The sequence below is a fragment of the Arthrobacter sp. Y-9 genome (genome assembly GCF_029690065.1).
GTDB lineage: Bacteria > Actinomycetota > Actinomycetes > Actinomycetales > Micrococcaceae > Arthrobacter_E.
On sequence record NZ_CP121463.1, the window covers coordinates 166574 to 191197 of the forward strand.

At 64.7% G+C, this 24624-nt stretch carries 15 protein-coding genes and 4 rRNA genes; 11 read left to right on the forward strand and 8 right to left on the reverse strand.

Going from position 1 to position 24624, the window contains the following annotated elements; genetic code table 11:
• Positions 1-89 precede the first annotated feature (89 nt).
• Both P9849_RS00775 and P9849_RS00780 read right to left on the reverse strand, forming a co-directional pair.
• Positions 90-983 carry a MurR/RpiR family transcriptional regulator gene (locus tag P9849_RS00775; protein ID WP_278267847.1) on the reverse strand — a complete coding sequence of 298 codons (894 nt, stop codon included), beginning with the start codon at positions 981-983 and terminating at the stop codon, positions 90-92.
• A 141-nt stretch (positions 984-1124) separates the two neighbouring features.
• Positions 1125-2879 carry a PucR family transcriptional regulator gene (locus P9849_RS00780; protein ID WP_278267848.1) on the reverse strand — a complete coding sequence of 585 codons (1755 nt, stop codon included), beginning with the start codon at positions 2877-2879 and terminating at the stop codon, positions 1125-1127.
• A 104-nt stretch (positions 2880-2983) separates the two neighbouring features.
• Between P9849_RS00780 and P9849_RS00785 the strand changes: the two genes are divergently transcribed.
• From P9849_RS00785 to P9849_RS00795, 3 genes are all read left to right on the forward strand, one after another.
• Complete coding sequence (locus P9849_RS00785) at positions 2984-4474, forward strand: CoA-acylating methylmalonate-semialdehyde dehydrogenase (RefSeq protein WP_278267849.1); 1491 nt, start codon at positions 2984-2986, stop codon at positions 4472-4474.
• A 117-nt stretch (positions 4475-4591) separates the two neighbouring features.
• Positions 4592-5983: an aspartate aminotransferase family protein gene (locus tag P9849_RS00790; protein WP_278267850.1), complete on the forward strand. Its 1392-nt coding sequence runs from the start codon at positions 4592-4594 to the stop codon at positions 5981-5983.
• Between the two features lie 106 nt (positions 5984-6089).
• On the forward strand, positions 6090-6683 hold the full coding sequence (locus P9849_RS00795; protein WP_278267851.1) for a short chain dehydrogenase: 594 nt from the start codon (positions 6090-6092) through the stop codon (positions 6681-6683).
• On the opposite strand, the gene P9849_RS00800 is transcribed toward P9849_RS00795, so the two are convergent.
• The 5 genes from P9849_RS00800 to P9849_RS00820 form a co-directional block, all read right to left on the reverse strand.
• Entirely contained in the window at positions 6595-9453 is a 2859-nt protein-coding gene (locus tag P9849_RS00800) for a PHP domain-containing protein (protein WP_278267852.1), read from the reverse strand. The genes P9849_RS00795 and P9849_RS00800 overlap by 89 nt on opposite strands.
• 23 nt (positions 9454-9476) lie before the next feature.
• A complete protein-coding gene (locus P9849_RS00805; RefSeq protein ID WP_278267853.1) occupies positions 9477-9854 on the reverse strand; it encodes a hypothetical protein in 378 nt (125 codons plus the stop codon).
• A 147-nt stretch (positions 9855-10001) separates the two neighbouring features.
• On the reverse strand, positions 10002-10781 hold the full coding sequence (locus P9849_RS00810) for an SDR family oxidoreductase (protein WP_278267854.1): 780 nt from the start codon (positions 10779-10781) through the stop codon (positions 10002-10004).
• Between the two features lie 116 nt (positions 10782-10897).
• Entirely contained in the window at positions 10898-11323 is a 426-nt protein-coding gene (locus P9849_RS00815) for an arsenate reductase ArsC (protein WP_278267855.1), read from the reverse strand.
• 173 nt (positions 11324-11496) lie between these two features.
• Positions 11497-12249 carry an SOS response-associated peptidase gene (locus P9849_RS00820; protein WP_278267856.1) on the reverse strand — a complete coding sequence of 251 codons (753 nt, stop codon included), beginning with the start codon at positions 12247-12249 and terminating at the stop codon, positions 11497-11499.
• A gap of 496 nt (positions 12250-12745) precedes the next feature.
• Here P9849_RS00820 and P9849_RS00825 point away from each other — a divergent pair.
• The 3 genes from P9849_RS00825 to rrf all read left to right on the forward strand — a co-directional run bounded on the left by P9849_RS00825 (position 12746) and on the right by rrf (position 18272).
• Positions 12746-14270 (forward strand): 16S ribosomal RNA (locus P9849_RS00825).
• Positions 14271-14801: 531 nt separating this feature from the next.
• A 23S ribosomal RNA gene (locus P9849_RS00830) occupies positions 14802-17930 on the forward strand.
• 225 nt (positions 17931-18155) lie between these two features.
• Positions 18156-18272, forward strand: a 5S ribosomal RNA gene (gene rrf / locus P9849_RS00835).
• Together the 16S, 23S and 5S rRNA genes form the textbook arrangement of a ribosomal RNA operon.
• A 197-nt stretch (positions 18273-18469) precedes the next feature.
• On the opposite strand, the gene P9849_RS00840 is transcribed toward rrf, so the two are convergent.
• Positions 18470-19372, reverse strand: a complete 903-nt coding sequence (locus P9849_RS00840) for an aminoglycoside phosphotransferase family protein (protein ID WP_278267857.1) — start codon at positions 19370-19372, stop codon at positions 18470-18472.
• A gap of 194 nt (positions 19373-19566) precedes the next feature.
• Here P9849_RS00840 and P9849_RS00845 point away from each other — a divergent pair, with 194 nt between their 5' ends.
• From P9849_RS00845 to P9849_RS00865, 5 genes are all read left to right on the forward strand, one after another.
• Positions 19567-20505 (forward strand): hypothetical protein, encoded by a 939-nt coding sequence (locus P9849_RS00845; RefSeq protein WP_278267858.1) that lies wholly within the window; start codon positions 19567-19569, stop codon positions 20503-20505.
• Between the two features lie 9 nt (positions 20506-20514).
• Positions 20515-21381 (forward strand): 3-hydroxyacyl-CoA dehydrogenase NAD-binding domain-containing protein, encoded by an 867-nt coding sequence (locus P9849_RS00850; protein WP_278267859.1) that lies wholly within the window; start codon positions 20515-20517, stop codon positions 21379-21381.
• Between the two features lie 196 nt (positions 21382-21577).
• Positions 21578-21862, forward strand: coding sequence for an HU family DNA-binding protein (locus P9849_RS00855; RefSeq protein ID WP_066217548.1), 285 nt, complete (start codon positions 21578-21580; stop codon positions 21860-21862).
• A gap of 92 nt (positions 21863-21954) precedes the next feature.
• Complete coding sequence (locus tag P9849_RS00860) at positions 21955-22590, forward strand: class I SAM-dependent methyltransferase (RefSeq protein WP_278267861.1); 636 nt, start codon at positions 21955-21957, stop codon at positions 22588-22590.
• Positions 22591-23003: 413 nt separating this feature from the next.
• Positions 23004-24528, forward strand: a 16S ribosomal RNA gene (locus tag P9849_RS00865).
• The last annotated feature ends 96 nt before the right edge of the window (positions 24529-24624 follow it).

Sequence of the window (24624 nt, forward strand, 5' to 3'; positions counted from 1 at the left end):
TACGGGTCGGAGGCCGGAGGCGTGGGCGCGGGACCGGCGGTGAAGGCGGGGAAGTGTCGTGCGGGAAGGGGTGGGCGCGGACGCCGGACTCAGGTGGTGTAGAGGTCCAGGTCCTGCCAGAACTGCGAGGTTCTTTCGATGCCGGCTTTGACGCGCTCGGGTTCGCGCGCTTCCATTCCGGCGAGCAGGCCGTACGCCACGGATGTCGAGGCGGTGGCCGACTGGAAGGCGTAGACGCCTTCGGACGGGACGAGCAGCAGGTGGTGGCTCGCCTTGGCAAGATCGGTGGACTTGAGGTCCGTGACGGCCACCACCGTGGCGCCCGCCTGGTGGGCGAGCTGGGCGGCGACCGTGAGGTGCTTGAGGGGGCGCCACAGGTGGAACACCACCAGGACGTCCCCGGGTCCGAGCGAGCTGACGAGCGATGCCAGGTGCACTCCGGCGCGGCCTTCGAACGTCACGGGATAGCCCATGGTCGCGGCCAGGTGGGAGAACACGACGGCGGCGCCCGAGTAGGAGCCCTGCGCGACCACGGCGATGCGGCGCGCACCGCAGAGGGCTGCCACGGCGTCGTCGGCGGCCTGGGGGTCCACGCTCTCCATGGCGAGCCGGAGGTTCTCCGCGTCGTGGGCCAGGGAGTCGTGGATGGGAGAGCGGACCTCCACGCGGTGCGAGAGCGGCGCGGTGTTGGCGATGTGCACGAGGTACCGGGCGCGGAGTTCGCGCTGGAGATCCGGCCAGCCGCGGTAGCCGAGCGCCTGGGCGGTCCGGACCACGCTGGAGCTGTTGACCCCGGCGCGGTTGGCCACCTCGGTGACGTCGCCATAGGACGCGAGCTTCGGGTTGACCGTCAGCGCGTCCACCACGCGGGCCTGGGCCTTGGTGAGCTTGAGGGGCGGGATGGCATCGCCGAGCCACTGCTGCCCGACGACGGCGGTGGCGTCCTCGGATTCCGGGGCGCCGGTGGGCTGGTTCTGAGTCATCGCCACCTCCTTCACGCTTGTGATGCTCGTCTCATTTGCAATTGTATGTGCAGATTGCAGTTTCTGCACAAGTTTTTGCAGAACAAGATGGATGGCTTGTTTCGACGGGCTGTCACGCGGCGGGGGAGGACCGCACGGATTTCAGGCGCCGGTGAGGTCGTGCCAGAGCAGGGCGACCGTCAGCGAGGCCCGGGACTCCGGGTCTTCCAGGGGCAGCCCGAGCAGGTCCTGCAAGCTTTTCACGTGCGCATACAGGGCCTGGCGGCTGACATTCCGCGCCTTGGCCAGCGACGTCATGTTCCCTCCGTGAGCCAGGTAGTCCCGCAGCAGCTGCAGGGCCGGCGCCCTGCCCGGTTCCAGAAGGGGCCCGAGTTCCGACTGTGCGAACGCCTTCACGCGCGAGTCCTCTCCGAGGAGGGCGAGCAGGCCGCGGAGGCGGATATCGGCGAAACGATAGAAGGGCAGGTGGCGGGAGCCCAGGGTGGCGGCCGTCTCCGCCACCTGATCGGCGTCATCGAGGCCTCGTGCAGCGGCGACGAGGGAACGTTCCGCCCGCCCGGCCCCGAGAGTCCAGCGGAAGCCCGCCAGCTGGGGCGCGGCGGCCAGGCGATGCAGCGCGGAGTCCTCCAGTTCCAGGGCCGCGAGCGGCAGGAGGATCGCCACGGAACCGGCGTGCAGGCTCGAGGCCAGCACCGACTGCCGGCTGCTGTGAGCCCAGGCCTGGAGGGCGTCGAGGAATGCGCGCTCGCGGAGCTGCACCTCCGTGGCGTCCGGAGCCTCCGCGGCAGACGTCGATCCGGCCGCTGCGCCGGCGTCCTTCCCGGCATCCGTCCCGCGGCTGGTCCCGCCGGATTCGAGCCGGGCGACCAACGGCACATACGCCGCGCCCCGGGACAGCCCGAGCGCCGTGGCGCGCGCCAGCGCCTCCTGCTCGTCCGGTGGTGTGGCCTGGCGGAGGTCCTGGATGAGGCCGGAGCGGGCCTGAAAGAGCACCTCCCGCCGGTCGCGGCCGGCCATCCGGGCCATCGTGAGCGCCTGTCCGGCCCGTTCGAGGACCTGGAAGGCGTCGGCGAGGTCCCGGCCGGAGCCGTCCCCGTCCCCGTCCGAGCCGCCCGGTTCCTCCGGCGCGGACTCCGGGACGAATTCGGGTGCCACGAGCCGGCCCCATCGCTGTCCCGTGAGGCCCACCGGAGTCTGCAGCCAGCGGTCCCCGCCCGTGCCGAAGGCCGTCTGGTTGCGGTACCCGACGAACCGCGAGCGATCGGCCCAGCCGTCCAGCAGCCGTGCGGGGTCGCGGTCCCGTGCCGAGTAGCTGAGCACCAGGTGAGCCGGGTCCTCGAAGACCACGGGGCTGTCCAGGAGTGCCGCGGTGGCTTCCACGATCCTGCTCTCCCCGGCGTTCCCCACGCTCAGGGCCGTGAACACCTCGTGGACGTGACGGGCGCGTTCGAGCCTCCGGACCTGGTGGTCCATCAGGGCGCGATGCGCCTCCTCGGTCACCTGGACGAAGCGCACGCGGCGGGTGAGGAGGATCAGCGGGCAGGCCACGGCTCCGGCGGCGGTGCGGAGGTGCGCCGCCGCGCGGGCGTCGGGGGCGCCGTCGTCGTCCACCAGTTCGACCGCGACGGCGGCCGCCCCCGCCGCCTGGTAGCGCTCCAGGAAGATGCGGGTCAGGTCCGCCGAGTGCCGGAAGGCGAGGCCGGTGGTGAGCACGAGCTCGCCGCCCTCGAGCAGTGAACTGGCCTCCGCCTCCTCGGCGATGTGCACCCAGCGGACCGGGGTGTCGAGGCCGGCCTCGCCCGCCAGCACCTCCGGGGAGCCGGCCCGGAGGGCGTCCAGGTCGAGGGCGTCCCGCACGGTGAGGGGCCGCTGGAAGGGGAAGGAGGCCGCGGTCATGGACACAGTGTATGTTTTTCCGCTGAATGCGCGACAGTGTGTCACGTGTGCGGGCTGGTTCTGCGGCGCAGGATGATCCCAGGACATTCCCTGAAAGGACCACCATGCAGAACATCACGCACTGGATCAACGGCAAGCCGGTCGAGGTCGACGGCAGCCGCTTCGGCGACGTCACCAACCCCGCCACGGGCAAGGTCACCGGCCGGGTCGCGCTCGCGAGCAAGGCCACCACCGACGAGGCCGTCGCCGCGGCGGCCGCCGCCTTCCCGGGCTGGCGCGACACCTCCCTGGCCCGCCGCGTGCAGGTCCTCTTCGCCTTCCGCGAGCTGCTGAACGCGCGCAAGTCCGAACTGGCCGCGATCATCACGGCCGAGCACGGCAAGGTCCTGGAGGACGCGCTGGGAGAGATCGCCCGAGGTCAGGAGGTCGTGGAGTTCGCCTGCGGCATCCCGCACCTGCTCAAGGGCGGCTACACCGAGAGCGCCTCCACCAAGGTGGACGTCCACTCCCTGCGTCAGCCGCTGGGCGTCGCCGCGATCATCTCGCCCTTCAACTTCCCGGCGATGGTCCCCATGTGGTTCTTCCCGGTCGCGATCGCCGCCGGCAACACGGTCGTGATCAAGCCGAGTGAGAAGGACCCGACCGCCGCCAACTGGCTCGCCTCCCTCTGGAAGGAAGCCGGCCTGCCGGACGGCGTGTTCAACGTCCTGCACGGTGACAAGGAAGCCGTCGACGCCCTGCTGGACTCCCCGGAGGTCTCGGCCGTCTCCTTCGTCGGTTCCACCCCGATCGCCCGCTACGTCTACGAGCGCGGCACCGCCACCGGCAAGCGCGTCCAGGCCCTGGGCGGCGCGAAGAACCACATGCTCGTCCTGCCGGACGCCGATCTGAACCTCGCCGCCGACGCCGCGGTGAACGCCGGCTTCGGCGCCGCCGGGGAGCGCTGCATGGCCATCTCCGCCGTGGTCGCCGTGGACGCGATCGCGGACGAACTCGTGGCCAAGATCGCCGAGCGCACCCGCACCCTGCGGATCGGCGACGGCACCCGCGGCTGCGACATGGGACCCCTCATCACCGCGGCCCACCGCGACAAGGTGGCCGGCTACATCGACGCCGGCATCGAACAGGGCGCCACCGTGGTCCTGGACGGCCGCCACCCCAGCCCCGACGCCGAGGGCGACGGCTTCTTCCTCAACCCGACCCTCTTCGACAACGTCACCCCGGACATGACCATCTACCAGGACGAGATCTTCGGCCCCGTCCTCTCCGTGGTCCGCGTCCCCGGCTTCGACGAGGGCCTGGACCTCATCAACTCCAACCCCTACGGCAACGGCACGGCCATCTTCACCAACGACGGCGGGGCGGCGCGCCGCTTCGAGAACGAGGTCACCGTGGGCATGGTCGGAATCAACGTGCCAATCCCCGTGCCTATGGCCTACTACTCCTTCGGCGGCTGGAAGAACTCCCTCTTCGGCGACACCCACGCCTACGGGGCCGACGGCGTGCACTTCTTCACGCGCGGCAAGGTGGTGACCACGCGCTGGCAGGACCCCAGCCACGGCGGGCTCAACCTCGGTTTCCCCACCAACTCCTGAGTCGTTCCGGGCTCCCCGCGGCTGCGGGGAGCCCGGCGGCCGGGTGACGGCCCGCCCGGGTGGGCGCGCCGTCGTGCATTCCCTTCAGATTCACCCTTAGACACAAAGGACCCTCTCATGAGCCTCGAGACGCTCCCCGGCACGGAGACCATCCCGCCCACCGCCGAAGAGATCGAAGCCGGACGCCGCGCCCACGAACTGGACCGCGCGCACGTCTTCCACTCCTGGTCCGCCCAGGACACCCTCAACCCCCTGACCATCCTCAAGGCCGCGGGCTCCGAGATCTGGGACGGGGAGGGCCGGCGTCTGATCGACCTCTCCAGCCAGCTGGTCAACACGAACATCGGGCATCAGCACCCCCGCGTGGTGGCCGCCATCCACGCCCAGGCCGGCAAGCTCTGCACCATCGCGCCGCAGCACGTGAACGAGGCCCGTTCCGAGGCGGCCCGTCTGGTCACCGATCTGGCGCCGGAGGGCCTGAACCACGTGTTCTTCACCAACGGCGGTGCGGACGCCAACGAGCACGCCATCCGCATGGCGCGCCTCCACACCGGGCGCCGCAAGGTGTTCTCGGCCTACCGCAGCTACCACGGCGGCACGGAGCTGGCCGTCAACGTCACCGGCGACCCGCGCCGTTTCCCCAACGACGCTGGCGACTCGGGCGTGGTGCACTTCCTCCCGGCCTACCTGTACCGCTCCTACTTCGGCTCCACGACCGAGGCCGAGGAGACCGAGCGGGCACTCCGGCACCTGGAGGACATGATCCTTCTGGAAGGCACCGCGAATGTGGCCGCCGTCATCCTGGAATCCGTCCCCGGCACGGCGGGCATCTACGGGCCGCCCGCGGGGTACCTGGAGGGCGTGCGGGAGCTCACCCGCAAGCACGGGATCCTGTTCATCGCGGATGAGGTCATGGCCGGGTTCGGCCGCACCGGTGAATGGTTCGCGATCGACCGCTGGGGCATCACCCCGGACCTCATCACCTTCGCCAAGGGCGTGAACTCGGGCTATGTTCCGCTCGGTGGCGTGATCATCTCCGACGAGGTCTTCGACACCTTCCGCCAGCGCGTGTACCCGGGCGGTCTGACCTACTCCGGCCACCCCCTCGCCTGCGCCGCGGCCGTGGCGACCATCGAGACCATGCGGGAAGAGGGCATGGTGGAGAACGCCCGGCGTCTGGGCGAAGAGATCATCGGCCCGGCTCTGGAGGCGTTCAAGGCGAAGCACCCGAGTGTGGGCGACGTCCGTGGCTCCGGTGTCTTCTGGGCGATCGAGCTGGTGTGGGACCGCGAGACCCGTGAGCCGCTGGCGGCGTACGGCGGATCCAGCCCCGAGATGAACGCCGTGATCGCGGAGATCAAGGCCGGGGGCGTGCTGCCCTTCGCCAACTTCAACCGCATCCACGTGGTCCCGGCGCTCAACATCCCGGATGAGCAGCTGCGGGAGGCGCTCGCCGTCATCGACCGGGCGCTGGATGTCGCCGACGCCGCGGTGGCCGCCCGCGCATGACCGCCGGGTCTCCCACGCGCCTCCGGGCCGGCTGAGTAGGCTGGAGCCAAACGTTCGACGGCGCGTGGGAGCCGATGCGGCCCCCCGACGGGAAGGGATGGACCGCATGAGGATTCTGCTGGTGGGTGCAGGTGGGCACGTGGGACGGGCGGCCCTGGAGGCGCTCCAGGGCCGGCATGAGGTGCTGCAGGCGTCCCGGAAGGGCGACATCCCCGTGGATCTGCGGGACGAGTCGTCCATCCGCGCGATGTATGAGAAGGCCGGAACGGTGGATGCCGTGATCTGCTGCACGGGATCGGTGCCCTTCAAGCCGCTGGGCGAGCTCTCGGCCGAGGACTTCCGGTCAGGCCTCGAGGACAAGGTGCTCGGGCAGGTCAATGTGGTCCGCCTGGGGATGGACGTGGTCGCCGACCGCGGTTCCTTCACCCTCACGAGCGGAATCCTGGCCCGCGAGGCGATCCTCACGGGCGCCGCAGCATCCCTCGCCAATGGGGCTCTGGAGTCGTTCGTCCTGGCGGCCGCTCCTGAACTGCCTCGTGGCCTGCGCATCAATGCGGTGAGCCCGAGCGTCCTGGAGGACGCTCCGGGGTACTTCGACTCCTTCCCCGGGTTCACCCGGATCCCGTCCGACGTACTGGGTCAGGCGTACGTGAAGTCGGTGGAGGGAATTCAGACGGGGCAGGTGTACGAACTCGGCTGAGCCGCCGGTGCGCTGGGGTGACTGTCGGCTCGGAAGCTGCCCCAAGGGGGGTTTCCGCGCCGGCTTCTGAGTCCGGCACCTCTGAGCCAGCGCCCGCATCCGCGTCGGTTGGCGAGTCGGTCTCCGGCGCGCCCTCGACGGGCGATCCCGGGAGGAGCTCTTCGGCGTCGTGGACCTCGAGTCCGTCTCCCAGGGGGAGCATCGACTGACCGCGGACCCCGGCCAGGGGGACACCGGACGGGCGATGCGCGAGCTCCTGCAGGTTCCGGACCAGCGCTGCGCGCGCCTCCTGGCCGCCCGCGGGGCCGCACAGGGAATCGAGCGCTCCGGCCTCGGCGAGCTTCCTGACGGTCGCGCGGGAGACATCGGGCCGAGTGAGCAGCTCTTCCACCGAGTGGTACGGGCGTCCGGCGATCAGGCGTTTCCGCTCGGCGGCCGACAGTCCCGGCACATCGCGCAGCCCCGGACGGAGCCCCAGGCCCCGGGAGCTTGCAGGAGCACCGGAGCTTTCATGGGTGCCGGGCGCTTCATGAGTGCCGGTCTTCTCATGAGCCCTGGACCATTCAGGAGTGCCGGGCGTTTCATGAGCCCTGGACCTTTCGTGTGTGCCGGCGGCGGCGCCGTCGGGCGTCTCGCGGTGATCCTCCGCTTCACATTCTTCAGCGCTCCGATTCACGTCGAGCGGCAGCACCGGGATGCCCAGCTTCCTGGCCTCCGCCCGGAGCACGTTCTGCAGGACTGAGCCCGCCGGGGAGTCCCAGCATGCCGCGATGAACTCCGCCGGGTGATGCGATCGGAGCCAGGTCACGTGGCGTGCCGCCAGCACATCCGCCGGATCGGTGAGGGCGAACAGGCCCTGCTCGGATTCGAGCAACGCCAGCGCTTCCTCTGAGGGCTCCGCCTCCCCGGGGTCGAGGTCCGCGGTCACCTCCTGGCCGTGAATCCTCCGCAACGTCCGGGCGACGACGGTCTGCGCAGACGATTCCCGCAGGGTGACCCGGAGGAATCCCCAGTGCCCCAGATCCCCAGGGGCGTACTGGCTGAGGGGCAGCCCCGAAGGTCCCGGTTGAGTGGGGATGCGGTGCAGGAGCGACGCGTCTCCGAGGAGCACTCCGGAACTCCGCCGGGAGAGGCCGCCGGGCAAGGTGCCGGAGGGATCGGAAACCTCGACGAGCGTCCCCGCTCCTGTGAGAAGAGGGGAAGTCTCCGATTCCGTGTCCGCAGCGGGGGCCGACCCCAGGAGGCACACGCGGTCTTTGCCGAATCTCCGGGTCAGCGCCCGGTGCACCTCGCGCAGTCCACCCGCTTCGAGGTCCAGCTCGAGCGGCGGGAACACGTCGGGCGCCGTTCCCTCGAGGGCAGCTGCTCCCTCGGGGGCTGATGCTCCATCAGGGCCGGCTGCGCTCGCGGACGGGGGCGAACCGCCCTCCGTGGGGAGGCCGAGCGGGTTGACGGAAGAGATGTCCAGGAGATGCGCGACCGCGCTCGCCGTCGTCCAGCTCCGTCCGCTCACTCGGATGCCGAGTCCCCTGATGGTCGCCGTGACGTCAGCCGCAGCCAGATAGAACGAAGCGGCTCCGCGGGTTTCGATGACGTCCAGCTCCCGGGCGGCGCGTTCGCGCAGGTCCAGACCCTCGGCCGCCGAGAGACCGGACGAGCGGCGTTCCAGAGCGGTCTGGCAGCGTTCGGCGAGTTCGGCCTGAGGAGCCATCGTCAGGCCGAGGAGCTTGGCCTCAGGAAGCAGCGCCGTTCCCCAGCCCAGATCCGTGGCCGGATCCAGCCGACAGGTTTGCGCCAGGCGATGCGTGTCTTCGAGAAGCTGCTCGAGATCCTTCACGCGAAGGTCGGCTGCATGGCAGATCCCGCGAGCTGTCTGCTCCATTTCGCTGATGTTCTTGAGGAAGGCGTGAGCTCCTGCAGGCTGACGGAGGTCCCGACCGGCAGGTGCCAGTGCCAGGCGGGGGGAGGAGTGCATGGAGGCCGGGCCTTCCTGCAGTGGGCTTTCCTGCCGTGGGCCTTTCCGCACTGGGCTTTCACGCACAGGGCTTTCCTGCGGTGCAGGAGCGGGCGCGCTCAGGTGGCGAACCGCGTTGCTCAGGATCGCAGGGATGTGGTGCTCCCTGGCGAGCTTGAGCATGCGAGCCGCGTGGGCGGTGGTGAAGTGGGCCGTGGTGAACTGGCCGGTGGTGAAGGTGGAGCCCGGGCCCGTGTGGTGGCTGACCACTTCCGCGGCGACCGTCCCGGTGGGCATGGCCGCGAGCCATTCCTTGAAGAGGGTCCGGGGCCGCAGATAGCGAGGTCCTTGCATGGCCAGCCCGACGTCCGATTCAGGGCCCAGCAACACGGTCAGCAGGGGAGTTCCGCTGCCGGGGTCCACGGCGCGGGCTGCCAGTTCCTGGCGGGTCACTCCCGGAGGAACAGTGGTGCCCGCACGTCCGGCGGTGTGGACGTGGGCGTCGGCGACCAGCCGGCAGAGTGCTCTGTACCCCTCGCCCCCGCCGTGTGCCAGGACCACCACCCTTCCCGAGACACGCCCTCGAGCCCGACCGCCGTCCGGTTCGAGCACGGCCAGGTTCACACCGAGGAGAGGTGCCAGCCCGTGGGCGCGGCAGGCGACGACGTGGTCGACCGCGCCGTACAACCCGTCATGGTCGGTGCAGGCGAGCGCCGTCGCGCCCTGCATGCCCGCGGCCGCCGCCAGCTCGGCGGGGGCCGCGGTGCCGTGCCCAGGTGAGAACGTGGTGGTGACGTGCAGATGGGTGAAGCTCATGGCTGGTGAGGTCGGCCCGTGAGTCAGACCGTCTGCGTGAAGTCCGCGTAGAGGACGTTGCCCGGCTGGGCGCCGGGATCAGCGGCGTCATGGCGGTCCAGCAGCGGCGCATCATGCACCTTGATCAGACGCCACTGGTCCGGCTCCGTGTAGTGGGCGAGATCCAGGGTCATCTCCTGCCCGTTCAGGTCCCGCACCAGCTGGACGCGCCAGATCTCGTAATCCACCAGATCTCCACTGTGGCCACAGCCCGCCCGGCTGTCCTCGGCCCACCGGGCCTTGCGGGTGTACCAGCGGCTGGGGATCTGGCAGACCCGGTATTCGCGCCCTTCGTAGGACACGAATGCTGGAATGTTCCCCGTGGAGCAGATGACGTTCAGGCGCTGGGTGAAGGAGCCCATGGTGTACCTCCGTGGTGGACCGGGACGGACGATGCGCCCTGGCCCCAGAGGCGCATCTTCGAATGTATATTCGAATGATTTCAGTCTACGCCAGGCCCACTGACATTAATTCCCACCCCGCGAATCCCCGAGCGCCTCGGGTGCTTCTCAGCCGATCTTGAAGCCGCCGTTGCTGTGCAGCAGCTGTCCGTTGATCCAGGAACCTGCGTCGGAGAACAGGAATCGCACCAGGTTCGCCGTGTCCTGGGCGGTCCCGAGCCGTCCGGCCGCGGTCTCCCTCAGGCACCAGGCCCGCACCTCGTCACTCATCCAACCGGTGTCCACGGGGCCCGGATTGATCACGTTGGCTCGGACGCCGCGGTCCGCCAGCTCGGTGGCGGCAGCGATCACGATGCGGTCGAGGGCGCCCTTGCTGGCTCCGTAGGGGAGGTTGTAGGCCACGTGATCACTCGTCAGGGCGACGATCCGAGCCTCCGCCCGCCCGGGGTTCTCGGCCACCGGCAGCCGGTCGGCGAACGCTTTGATGAGGAGCCAACTCGCCCGGGCGTTGACGGCGAAGTGGCGGTCCCAGCTGTCCAGGCTGGTGTCCAGCAGGGCGCTGTCGACCGACTCGCAATGGGACAGGACCAGCCCCGTCAGCGGCCCGAGCCGCTCTGCGGCATCCCGGATGAGGATTGCCGGCGCCTCCGGGCCACTGAGATCCCCGGGAAGCAGCTCGACGACGGCGCCCACCGCACGGCACTCCTCCGCGACGGCGGCCGGGCCGTCGGCGTCGGTCGCCAGTCCGAGGCGCTCGTCGTACGGGGTCCAGTAGTTGAGGGCCAGGTCCCACCCGTCCTCGGCCAGGGCCACGGCGAGAGCGGCGCCGATCGATCGCCGTCGCCCGACGCCGGTGATCAGAGCGACGGGGCGCTGTTCACTGTTCATGCCCCGACTCTAGGGGCCGCTCGGTTCGGTGACCACCCGGCAGGCCGACCGAGAGGGCCGATGGCGACGCGCCCCTCGCATGGCCGTGTCGACCGACCGTCCTGGGTCCTCGGCGGTCAGGAGGAGGACGGCAGCAGGGAACGGATCAGTTCCTCGACGCGCGCCCGGATCTCCTCACGGATCGGCCGGACCGCCTCCACCCCTTGTCCGGCAGGGTCCTCCAAGACCCAGTCCTCATAGCGCTTGCCGGGGAAGAAGGGGCAGCTGTCGCCGCAGCCCATCGTGATGACGACGTCGGATTCCTTGACGGCATCGGTGGTGAGCACCTTCGGCACTTCCGCCGACACATCGATGCCCACCTCGGACATGGCCTCGACGACGGCGGGGTTGACTGTGTCCGCGGGCTGGGAGCCGGCGGAGCGCACCTCGACGGCGCCGTCGGAGAGATGGGTGAGGAAGGCTGCGGCCATCTGGGAACGGCCGGCGTTGTGAACGCAGACGAACAGCACGGAGGGCCGGAAGGCGCTCGTCGGAGAGGTCATGGCAGGAATCCTTGGGTTTCAGGGGAAGCGGTGGGCGGGATCGAGGAGGAGCGGGGCGAAGGCCCCGCTGTCTCAGTACGGCTCTGTTTCAGTACGGCGAATACCTGAACGCAGCGCCCGCCGCGGAACAGCGACGACCTGAGCGCGGTGAACACTTCAGAACAGTGCCCCTCTCAGAACAGTGACCCCGACTCCTTGAGCAGGGCGGGGGAGTTGTTGCGGACATTGCCGACCGCCGGATCCGCGCGGTCCAGGACCCACTGCGAGGCCTGCTCGTGGCCCTGGGCGCGGACGGCTTCGAGCAATCCCGCGCCGTCCTGTTCGGCGGGATTCAGCCATTTGGCCAGAGCATCCCGGCTCAGCGCGAGGGGCAGGCGGTCATGCAGCCTCCCGAGCTCCGCCAGCACGGGAACTTCGTGGTCTGGCGAAGGGGCGGCCATGGTCAGAATCGAGGTGGAGAGCAGCCAGGCGTCGGGCGCCCCCTCCTCCTTACTCACATCCCGCCACCATTCATAGAGCCCGGCGAAGGCGAGCAAGCTCCCGTCAGCCGGGTGGACATAGAAGGGCTGCTTCGTGGATCCCGTTCCCTTCAGCCATTCGAAGTACCCTTCGGCCGGTACCGCGCACCGGCGGGCTTTAAGAGCCGAACGGAACGTCGGCTTCTCGGCTGCCGTTTCGCTCCGCGCATTGAAGGAGCGGACCCCGACGGATTCATCCTTGGCCCAGCGGGGCACCAGCCCCCAGTGCGCGATGTGGATCCGGCGGTGAAGTTCACCGTCGACCAGCCGCTCCAGCACGATGGGCACATCACTGGTGGGCGGGATGTTCCACGAGGGGGGAAGGGGCCGCTCTTCCGCGAAATGATCGGCTTCGAACTCCGCAGCGAGATCCTCCGCGCTCTGGGCCATGACATAGCGTCCGCACATGTGCCCAGCATAGGTCCGCTGCGAGGAGGACGGCAGTCGTCCGATTCCCTCTGTGGACAGCCGGCCTGACGGATGACCCACAGGTGCCCCACCGTCCGCGATTTGTGCTCGGTCCCGTGGATGTGTAGAGTAGATCGGGTTGCCGGGCCGGTTGTGCTGGTTCTGGTGGCGGTCTTCGATTCTCATTCCTTTGATTTCATTCACCATTTTCGGGTGCCTTTTTGTGGTGCCTGGGGTGTTTGTTTTTGTGAATTCGAATTCTGGTTGGATGGTTTATCCGGCCGGGGAGCGGATTTGCGAAAGGGAAAGCGGATGGGTTAGGATTGAAGGGTTGCGGCGGGAAAGCCTGGAGGAATTGCTCCGGTGAGTATCGCAGAGCAGTCTGTTGTTTGAGAACTCAATAGTGTGTCATGTTTTTTTGATACCAATGTTTTTTTGGTAATCACCGATCTTGCCGCCCCTGTGGTGGATTGGTGTTTGCTGGGTTTTGAATTTCTTTTTGGAGAGTTTGATCCTGGCTCAGGATGAACGCTGGCGGCGTGCTTAACACATGCAAGTCGAACGATGAAGCCTAGCTTGCTGGGTGGATTAGTGGCGAACGGGTGAGTAACACGTGAGTAACCTGCCCTTGACTCTGGGATAAGCCTGGGAAACTGGGTCTAATACCGGATACGACCATTGCCCGCATGGGTTGGTGGTGGAAAGCTTTTGTGGTTTTGGATGGACTCGCGGCCTATCAGCTTGTTGGTGAGGTAATGGCTCACCAAGGCGACGACGGGTAGCCGGCCTGAGAGGGTGACCGGCCACACTGGGACTGAGACACGGCCCAGACTCCTACGGGAGGCAGCAGTGGGGAATATTGCACAATGGGCGAAAGCCTGATGCAGCGACGCCGCGTGAGGGATGACGGCCTTCGGGTTGTAAACCTCTTTCAGTAGGGAAGAAGCGAAAGTGACGGTACCTGCAGAAGAAGCGCCGGCTAACTACGTGCCAGCAGCCGCGGTAATACGTAGGGCGCAAGCGTTATCCGGAATTATTGGGCGTAAAGAGCTCGTAGGCGGTTTGTCGCGTCTGCTGTGAAAGGCCAGGGCTCAACCCTGGTTCTGCAGTGGGTACGGGCAGACTTGAGTGATGTAGGGGAGACTGGAATTCCTGGTGTAGCGGTGAAATGCGCAGATATCAGGAGGAACACCGATGGCGAAGGCAGGTCTCTGGGCATTAACTGACGCTGAGGAGCGAAAGCATGGGGAGCGAACAGGATTAGATACCCTGGTAGTCCATGCCGTAAACGTTGGGCACTAGGTGTGGGGGACATTCCACGTTTTCCGCGCCGTAGCTAACGCATTAAGTGCCCCGCCTGGGGAGTACGGCCGCAAGGCTAAAACTCAAAGGAATTGACGGGGGCCCGCACAAGCGGCGGAGCATGCGGATTAATTCGATGCAACGCGAAGAACCTTACCAAGGCTTGACATGGACTGGATCGCATCAGAGATGGTGTTTCCCTTCGGGGCTGGTTCACAGGTGGTGCATGGTTGTCGTCAGCTCGTGTCGTGAGATGTTGGGTTAAGTCCCGCAACGAGCGCAACCCTCGTTCCATGTTGCCAGCGCGTAATGGCGGGGACTCATGGGAGACTGCCGGGGTCAACTCGGAGGAAGGTGGGGACGACGTCAAATCATCATGCCCCTTATGTCTTGGGCTTCACGCATGCTACAATGGCCGGTACAAAGGGTTGCGATACTGTGAGGTGGAGCTAATCCCAAAAAGCCGGTCTCAGTTCGGATTGGGGTCTGCAACTCGACCCCATGAAGTTGGAGTCGCTAGTAATCGCAGATCAGCAACGCTGCGGTGAATACGTTCCCGGGCCTTGTACACACCGCCCGTCAAGTCACGAAAGTTGGTAACACCCGAAGCCGGTGGCCTAACCCCTTGTGGGAGGGAGCTGTCGAAGGTGGGACTGGCGATTGGGACTAAGTCGTAACAAGGTAGCCGTACCGGAAGGTGCGGCTGGATCACCTCCTTTCTAAGGAGCAAACGAGATCATGGCCGCTTCCTGCATGGGTTGTGGTGGTGGTTGAGTGTAGAACCCGCCTGCCAGGGCGTTCGTTCCTGGGGTGTGGTGCTCATGGGTGGAATATCGAAGAAACACATCCTCGTGATGGTTGGTGGGTTCCTGTGAAACAAGGGGGCCCGTTGGCTGGGGGTGCGGTTCCTGCACGGGTGCTGTGATGCTGCGTTTTAGTACGCCGGCCGGTGACGGTTGGTTGGAACGGGTGTGGTGTTGTGGTGGTGCTGGGGTTGTTGACACACTGTTGGGTCCTGAAGCAACAGGCCCGTCGCATGTCTCCTTTGGGGGTGTGTGGTGGTTGTTGTTTCGTTTGGTTGCCCTGCTTCTGGAAGGCGTGCCCGGTTGGGTGTGTTGGATGGGGGTGTGGGGTTGTTGTTTGAGAACTGCATAGTGGACGCGAGCATCTTATAAGGCGAGCGTCATGGCCTGGGTGGCCCTTCTTTTGGGGGGTTGTGTGGGTTGTGGTGTTTGTCTTGGTTTTTGTGTGGCCAAGTTTTTAAGGGCGCACGGTGAATGCCTTGGCATTAGGAGCCGATGAAGGACGTGGGAATCTGCGAAAAGCCTGGGGGAGTTGATAACCGAACTTTGATCCCAGGATGTCCGAATGGGGAAACCCGGCTGCCTGTTATGGGTAGTCACCCGCAGCTGAACGCATAGGCTGTGTGGAGGGAACGCGGGGAAGTGAAACATCTCAGTACCCGCAGGAAGAGAAAACAACATGTGATTCCGTGAGTAGTGGCGAGCGAAAGCGGATCAGGCTAAACCGGTCCATGTGTGATAGCCAGTGGGCGTTGCATGGTCGGGGTTGTGGGGTTGTTCCGTACCAGGGTCACTGACCTGGTCGGGTGTGAATGTGCTGGCGTAGATGAACGGCCTGGGATGGTCGACCATAGAGGGTGAGAGTCCCGTAATTGTCGCGTTGATGCACCGCTCGAGGGATGATACCCGAGTAGCACGGGGCCCGAGAAATCCCGTGTGAATCTGTCAGGACCACCTGATAAGCCTAAATACTACCTAATGACCGATAGCGGACCAGTACCGTGAGGGAAAGGTGAAAAGTACCCCGGGAGGGGAGTGAAATAGTACCTGAAACCGTGTGCCTACAATCCGTCAGAGCAGGCTTGTACCTGTGATGGCGTGCCTTTTGAAGAATGAGCCTGCGAGTTAGTGTTACGTCGCGAGGTTAACCCGTGTGGGGAAGCCGTAGCGAAAGCGAGTCTGAATAGGGCGTTTGAGTGGCGTGATCTAGACCCGAAGCGAAGTGATCTACCCATGGCCAGGTTGAAGCGACGGTAAGACGTCGTGGAGGACCGAACCCACTTCAGTTGAAAATGGAGGGGATGAGCTGTGGGTAGGGGTGAAAGGCCAATCAAACTTCGTGATAGCTGGTTCTCCCCGAAATGCATTTAGGTGCAGCGTTGCGTGTTTCTTGCCGGAGGTAGAGCTACTGGATGGCCGATGGGCCCTACAAGGTTACTGACGTCAGCCAAACTCCGAATGCCGGTAAGTGAGAGCGCAGCAGTGAGACCGTGGGGGATAAGCTTCATGGTCGAGAGGGAAACAGCCCAGACCACCGACTAAGGCCCCTAAGCGTGTGCTAAGTGGGAAAGGATGTGGAGTTGCTTAGACAACCAGGAGGTTGGCTTAGAAGCAGCCACCCTTGAAAGAGTGCGTAATAGCTCACTGGTCAAGTGATTCCGCGCCGACAATGTAGCGGGGCTCAAGTACACCGCCGAAGTCGTGGATTTCAGATAGTAGACAAGCCTTCGTGGTTCAGTCGTCTGGAGTGGTAGGGGAGCGTCGTGTGGACGGTGAAGCCGCGGTGTAAACCAGTGGTGGAGACCACACGAGTGAGAATGCAGGCATGAGTAGCGAAAGACGGGTGAGAAACCCGTCCGCCGGATGATCAAGGGTTCCAGGGTCAAGCTAATCTGCCCTGGGTGAGTCGGGACCTAAGGCGAGGCCGACAGGCGTAGTCGATGGACAACGGGTTGATATTCCCGTACCGGCGAAGAACCGCCCATACTGAGCCCGGGATACTAACCACCCAATCCGCCTCCAGGAGCCTTCGGGCAAGTGGTGTGTGGTGAGGCTGGGAACTGATCGGGGGAGGTAAGCGTATTAACAGGTGTGACGCAGGAAGGTAGCTGAGCCGGGCGATGGTAGTCCCGGTCTAAGCAGGTAGGCCGTTCCCTAGGCAAATCCGGGGAGCATATAAGGCTGAGACGTGATGGGACCCCACCTTGTGGGGGATTCAGTGATCCTATGCTGCCGAGAAAAGCATCGACGCGAGGTTCCAGCCGCCCGTACCCGAAACCGACACAGGTGATCAGGTAGAGAATACTAAGGCGATCGAGAGAATCATGGTTAAGGAACTCGGCAAAATGCCCCCGTAACTTCGGGAGAAGGGGGGCCCGGACTGTGAAGAGGACTTGCTCCTCGGAGCGGATAAGGGCCGCAGAGACCAGGGGGAAGCGACTGTTTACTAAAAACACAGGTCCGTGCGAAGTCGCAAGACGATGTATACGGACTGACTCCTGCCCGGTGCTGGAAGGTTAAGAGGACCGGTCAACACCTTTGGTGTGAAGCCGGGAATTTAAGCCCCAGTAAACGGCGGTGGTAACTATAACCATCCTAAGGTAGCGAAATTCCTTGTCGGGTAAGTTCCGACCTGCACGAATGGAGTAACGACTTCCCTACTGTCTCAACCATGAACTCGGCGAAATTGCACTACGAGTAAAGATGCTCGTTACGCGCAGCAGGACGGAAAGACCCCGAGACCTTTACTATAGTTTGGTATTGGTGTTCGGAGTGGCTTGTGTAGGATAGGTGGGAGACTGTGAAGCGGACACGCCAGTGTTCGTGGAGTCATCGTTGAAATACCACTCTGGTCACTTTGGACATCTAACTTCGGCCCATGATCTGGGTCAGGGACAGTGCCTGATGGGTAGTTTAACTGGGGCGGTTGCCTCCTAAAAAGTAACGGAGGCGCCCAAAGGTTCCCTCAGCCTGGTTGGCAATCAGGTGTCGAGTGTAAGTGCACAAGGGAGCTTGACTGTGAGAGAGACATCTCGAGCAGGGACGAAAGTCGGGACTAGTGATCCGGCGGTACATTGTGGAATGGCCGTCGCTCAACGGATAAAAGGTACCTCGGGGATAACAGGCTGATCTTGCCCAAGAGTCCATATCGACGGCATGGTTTGGCACCTCGATGTCGGCTCGTCGCATCCTGGGGCTGGAGTAGGTCCCAAGGGTTGGGCTGTTCGCCCATTAAAGCGGTACGCGAGCTGGGTTTAGAACGTCGTGAGACAGTTCGGTCCCTATCCGCTGCGCGCGCAGGAAATTTGAGAAGGGCTGTCCTTAGTACGAGAGGACCGGGACGGACGAACCTCTGGTGTGTCAGTTGTACTGCCAAGTGCACCGCTGATTGGCTACGTTCGGATGGGATAACCGCTGAAAGCATCTAAGCGGGAAGCCCGCTTCAAGATAAGATTTCCATGACCCTTCGGGGTCGAGAGGCTCCCAGCAGACCACTGGGTTGATAGGCCGGACGTGGAAGCAGGGACTAACGACCTGTGAAGCTGACCGGTACTAATAAGCCGACAACCTGACCACACACCACACCCCATCGGGTGTGGGTGAAAAAAACTGTGCTACGCGTCCACCATGCGGTCCCCAAACAACAAACCCACCAGTTTGAGGGAACCAGACATAACTAAATACAGCAACACCACCACCCCACCACAACGGGGAAGCAATGGATTTGTGTTGCGTGTCACGGAAACGATCCAGTGACCCTTACAAACCAACCCCCACCACGGGTGGGGTGTTTGAAAGAGTTACGGCGGTCATAGCGTGGGGGAAACGCCCGGTCCCATTCCGAACCCGGAAGCTAAGACCCACAGCGCCGATGGTACTGCACTCGCGAGGGTGTGGGAGAGTAGGACACCGCCGGACACAACCACACAGAGATGGCCCAGGCAACGACGCCCGGGCCATCACTGCATTAACAACCAAACAGCCCCCACACACGCAACGTGCACGGGGGCTGTTCGTCTTTAAGCGCCCACACCAGTGGGGACCAGCGCCACCCCCACACCACAGCCCCCACGGAACACCGGGGGCTGCCCGTTTTTAAGCCACACCCCCGGCAGTCAGCCACCTTCTCCACGCCCCAGCAGCCGATCCAGCGTGCTCCGACCCAGGTCGCTCATGTCCGGATTCGACTCCCGGTAGTACCAGACCAGGCCCATCGCCTGCTGGAACGCCCAGCCGGCTCCGCGCTCCCACTCCTCTGCGCCGACGCCCAACCGCTCACGCAAGCGACGGCGTCGCGGGCCATCCAGCAAATGCCAGGCCACGACCAGGTCGAGAGCCGGATCGGCGGGACCGAACCCTCCGGTGTCGAGCACCCCGGACAGCCGGTCGCCGTCCACCAGAAGGTTCGCCGGAATGAGATCCCCGTGGTTCATGACGTCGGCGCCGGCTGTAGGAAGTTCACGGAACCGTTCCCACATCTGTGCGAGCGGGCCGACGTCGAGCAGCCCGGAGCTCCGCTCGAGGCATTCACGCATCCACTCCTCGTGGTCGCGCAGCGTGCCACCTCTCCCGGTCCCGGAGAAGGTCCTGCCGAGGGTGGGGCGGCGCCTCAAGGCCGCGATGAGGTCTGCGAGATCGTCGGCGAAGCCCTCCGAATCCTCGTGACTGTGCGGTGAGGGAGTGGTGCCGGGCAGCCAGCTCTGGAGGCTCCAGGCGCCGGGATAGATCTCCGACGGCCCGACGACGCCGAGTGGGCGAGGACCGGGGAAGGGGGACGCCTGGAGGAACTCCTCCATGGCCTGTGCCTCCTTCTCCTGCGTGGCTTCCGCGCCCGTCGAATCCGCGATCAGGTACGGGAAACGAGCGGTCGCCTTCTCTCCGACCCGATAGATCGCATTGACCGTTCCGGTCGTGTCCAGGGGCCTGACGGTCTCGCCGCGGTACTCCGGAAACCTGCGGAAGATCAAGCGCGCAGCATCGGCCTCACTGAGGACGACCTGCCCCTCATGCATCGTCATCGTGCTCCCTCGCCTCTGCTGGCCCGTCGTGCCGGTCTGTCTCTGCCGGCTACTGGTGCCGACCTGTCGCCGCCGAGCGATCGAACTCCTCCGCGCCAGCGAATCACAGAAGCACCACCGCTCTCAATTGTTGCAAGAAGCAACAAAAGAGGCGTAGGCTATGTTGCATAGCGCAACTAATTAGGGAGGTCGACGTGTTCGACTCGCTCCTTGTCCTGCGGCTGGCAGCCGGGGACATCATCAGAATTCCTCTCACCGATGGCTTCGGTGCGAACTCCTTCACCACCTTCGTGCCGGATGCCGGGCCCTGCCCGGACGGCATCGCGGTCGACGGCCGGATGGTCTACTGGACCACCATGGGCGTCCCGTCCGTGGTCCCCGGGCTCAGCGGCGAGGAAAGCCTCGACTATGGCGCCCGTAACGGTGGGATCAGCGGGGCCGCACTGGCGGACGGCAGCCCCTTCGCCGTCGTCGAACCTGGTGGGATCACCACCGGCAAGCAGCTGTGCACCGATGGCGCAGGGCGCCTCTACTGGAGCGATCGCGAGGGGTGCCGGATCTCGTCATCGCGCGTTGACGGGTCCGATCTGCAGGACCTGGTGATCAATATGCCGGACGGGTCGAAAGATCCGGAGTGCGTCGGCGTGGCCGTCGATGCGGAGGCCGGTCACCTGTACTGGACGCAGAAGGGCCCGGCGAAAGGCGGCCACGGTCGGATCTTCCGCGCCGGCCTCACTCTGCCGGAGGGGCAGGACGCCCGCTCGCGGACGGATATCGAAGAACTGTGGCAGGGGCTGCCGGAGCCCATCGATCTGGAGATCCACCAGGGCTGCCTGTACTGGACCGATCGCGGAGCCGAGCCACACGGCAACACGTTGAATCGCGCACCGCTGCCGGCTCACGATGCCAAGGGCGCGGAGCCGGAGATCCTCGCCCGGGGCTTCCAGGAGGCGATCGGTCTGGCGATCGACGGCGACGCCGGCATCGCGTACGTCTCCGAGCTGGGCGGCCGCATCCTCGCCGTCGAGCTCCACACCGCCGGGGAGAGCGCGGCGCCCCGCGTGGTCGCCGACCTCGGCACCCCACTGTCAGGCCTGGCCGGCTTGAACAGCATCAACGAACAGCAGGACTGAGGACCACTCATGGCATACGACTTCACTTTCGAACAGATCCGGAACCGCCCCGTGACCGTGATCGGCGGTGGCACGCTCGGCCGCAGGATCGCCCTCATGATGGCTTCCCGGGGCGGGACGGTCCGGATCTCCGACCCGCAGCCCGCCGTGGCGGAAGCCGCCGTCCAGTACGTCGCCGAGACGCTGCCCGGAGTTCTGACCGACCGCGGCTCCGGCGAGGCAGGGACCGTCGTGGCCGCCACCAGCCTCGCGGACGCGCTCGAGGACGCCTGGCTCGTGATCGAGGCGGTCCCGGAACGCCTCGAGATCAAGATCCCGCTCTGGGGCGAGGTGGATCAGCTGGCGCCGGCCGACGCGATCTTCGCCACGAATTCCTCCTCGTACGCATCGCGGCTGATGAATGAGCGGATCCGGGACAAGTCGCGGCTCTGCAATCTGCATTTCTACATGCCACCCGCTTCCAATGCCGCCGACGTGATGTCCGACGGCGAGACGGACCGCGCGCTGTTGGACACCCTTCTGAGGGTGCTGCCGGAGTTCGACGTGCACCCGTTCGAAGCCCGTCAGGAGAGCACCGGGTTCATCTTCAACCGGGTGTGGGCCGCCATCAAGCGGGAATCCCTGGCGGTGGTGGCCGACGGTGTGGCCCGGCCGGAGGACGTGGACGCGATGTTCCGGCTCAACTGGCACATGCCGGTGGGCCCGTTCCAGATGATGGACGGGGTCGGTCTGGACGTGGTGCTCGACATCGAGGACCACTACGCGCAGGAGGATCCCCACCTGCCCGAGGCGCCGCGGACCCTGTTGCGTGAGTACGTCGAGGCGGGCAAACTGGGCCGCAAGACCGGTGAGGGCTTCTACCGCTACGAGTCCTGAGGCGTGTCCGAACGGGGGTCCTGCACGCCCGGATGTGTCTGATTTGGACCGGAATCCGGGTGAGATGGAGCAAAAAACACCGAAAACACGCGGGATTTGCGGTTCTGGGGCGTCAGGGCTGGTAAGTTTCAGAACAGTGGTTCCCGCGCGAACCGCGTGGTAATTCCAAGTAGTCGATACGTCCAGGAGGACACCCATGGCTAAGAACCGTAGCGACGTCGTCGCCGAAGTTGCCAAGAAGGCTGACGTCAGCCAGGCTTCCGTCAACAACGTGCTGGATGCCCTGTTCGAGGTTTTCGAAGCTTCCGTCGCCGCCGGCGAGAAGATCACCATCCCGGGCTGGCTCGCCGTTGAGCGCACCGACCGTGCAGCTCGCACCGGCCGCAACCCGCAGACCGGCGAGACCATTCAGATCCCGGCCGGCCACAGCGTCAAGCTGACCGCAGGCTCCAAGCTGAAGGCCGCTGCTTCCAAGAAGTAAGCACCTTCGCTTTCTGAGGGCACCGGCATCCGCCGGTGCCCTCAGCTGGTTAAGCCTGGGCGCCTGGTGACATGGTCATGGAGGAGGGAAGCATGATGCGGGGAGACGAAGCACGAACCGACGGTGAGGCCGTCGCGGCATCCTATGACGCGGTGGCCGGCGTGTACATCGACCTCTTCGGAGATGAGGACCGCGCGGAACCGGAGGACCGAGAAGCGATCACCGCCTGGGCCGCGGCGTGCGAAGGGCCGGTGCTCGACGCCGGCTGCGGACCGGGCCATTGGACCGCGGCTCTTGCGCGGCGGGGTGTGGAGGCCACCGGCGTTGACCTCTCGGGGGAGTTCCTGGAGCACGCGCGACGCCGGCACCCGGGTCTGTCGTTTCAGCAGGCCGACCTTCGCCGCCTCCCGTCAGCGGACGGCGAGTGGGCGGGCGCGCTCGCTTGGTTCTCCCTCATTCATCTCCAGCCCACGGAAGTGGCGACCGTACTGGGGGAGTTCCACCGGGTGCTCGTCCCCGGGGGACGAGTGCTGCTCGGTTTCTTCACGGAGGAGGGGGACGAGCCGCGATCTTTCGCGCACCAGGTGGCGCCGGCCTGGGCCTGGCCTCCCGCGTGGGTGGAACGGGAGCTCGTCACTGCGGGATTCTCGCCGGTGGTGTTCAGGCCCCGGGATGCCACTGACGCGCAGAGGGCTCAGGGGCACTGGGAGGCGATCCGCGTGCCCTGAAGACTCCTGTCTCGCCGGGCTTGCGGAGCGCCGCGGAAGTGTGTAGAGTAGATCGGGTTGCCGGGCCGGTTGTGCTGGTTCTGGTGGCGGTCTTCGATTCTCATTCCTTTGATTTCATTCACCATTTTTGGGTGCTTTTTTGTGGTGCCTGGGGTGTTTGTTTTTGTGAATTCGATTTCTGGTTGGATGGTTTATCCGGCCGGGAGCGGATTTGCGAAAGGGAAAGCGGATGGGTTAGGATTGAAGGGTTGCGGCGGGAAAGCCTGGAGGAATTGCTCCGGTGAGTATCGCAGAGCAGTCTGTTGTTTGAGAACTCAATAGTGTGTCATGTTTTTTTGATACCAATGTTTTTTTGGTAATCACCGATCTTGCCGCCCCTGTGGTGGATTGGTGTTTGCTGGGTTTTGAATTTCTTTTTGGAGAGTTTGATCCTGGCTCAGGATGAACGCTGGCGGCGTGCTTAACACATGCAAGTCGAACGATGAAGCCTAGCTTGCTGGGTGGATTAGTGGCGAACGGGTGAGTAACACGTGAGTAACCTGCCCTTGACTCTGGGATAAGCCTGGGAAACTGGGTCTAATACCGGATACGACCATTGCCCGCATGGGTTGGTGGTGGAAAGCTTTTGTGGTTTTGGATGGACTCGCGGCCTATCAGCTTGTTGGTGAGGTAATGGCTCACCAAGGCGACGACGGGTAGCCGGCCTGAGAGGGTGACCGGCCACACTGGGACTGAGACACGGCCCAGACTCCTACGGGAGGCAGCAGTGGGGAATATTGCACAATGGGCGAAAGCCTGATGCAGCGACGCCGCGTGAGGGATGACGGCCTTCGGGTTGTAAACCTCTTTCAGTAGGGAAGAAGCGAAAGTGACGGTACCTGCAGAAGAAGCGCCGGCTAACTACGTGCCAGCAGCCGCGGTAATACGTAGGGCGCAAGCGTTATCCGGAATTATTGGGCGTAAAGAGCTCGTAGGCGGTTTGTCGCGTCTGCTGTGAAAGGCCAGGGCTCAACCCTGGTTCTGCAGTGGGTACGGGCAGACTTGAGTGATGTAGGGGAGACTGGAATTCCTGGTGTAGCGGTGAAATGCGCAGATATCAGGAGGAACACCGATGGCGAAGGCAGGTCTCTGGGCATTAACTGACGCTGAGGAGCGAAAGCATGGGGAGCGAACAGGATTAGATACCCTGGTAGTCCATGCCGTAAACGTTGGGCACTAGGTGTGGGGGACATTCCACGTTTTCCGCGCCGTAGCTAACGCATTAAGTGCCCCGCCTGGGGAGTACGGCCGCAAGGCTAAAACTCAAAGGAATTGACGGGGGCCCGCACAAGCGGCGGAGCATGCGGATTAATTCGATGCAACGCGAAGAACCTTACCAAGGCTTGACATGGACTGGATCGCATCAGAGATGGTGTTTCCCTTCGGGGCTGGTTCACAGGTGGTGCATGGTTGTCGTCAGCTCGTGTCGTGAGATGTTGGGTTAAGTCCCGCAACGAGCGCAACCCTCGTTCCATGTTGCCAGCGCGTAATGGCGGGGACTCATGGGAGACTGCCGGGGTCAACTCGGAGGAAGGTGGGGACGACGTCAAATCATCATGCCCCTTATGTCTTGGGCTTCACGCATGCTACAATGGCCGGTACAAAGGGTTGCGATACTGTGAGGTGGAGCTAATCCCAAAAAGCCGGTCTCAGTTCGGATTGGGGTCTGCAACTCGACCCCATGAAGTTGGAGTCGCTAGTAATCGCAGATCAGCAACGCTGCGGTGAATACGTTCCCGGGCCTTGTACACACCGCCCGTCAAGTCACGAAAGTTGGTAACACCCGAAGCCGGTGGCCTAACCCCTTGTGGGAGGGAGCTGTCGAAGGTGGGACTGGCGATTGGGACTAAGTCGTAACAAGGTAGCCGTACCGGAAGGTGCGGCTGGATCACCTCCTTTCTAAGGAGCAAACGAGATCATGGCCGCTTCCTGCATGGGTTGTGGTGGTGGTTGAGTGTAGAACCCGCCTGCCAGGGCGTTCGTTCCTGGGGTGTG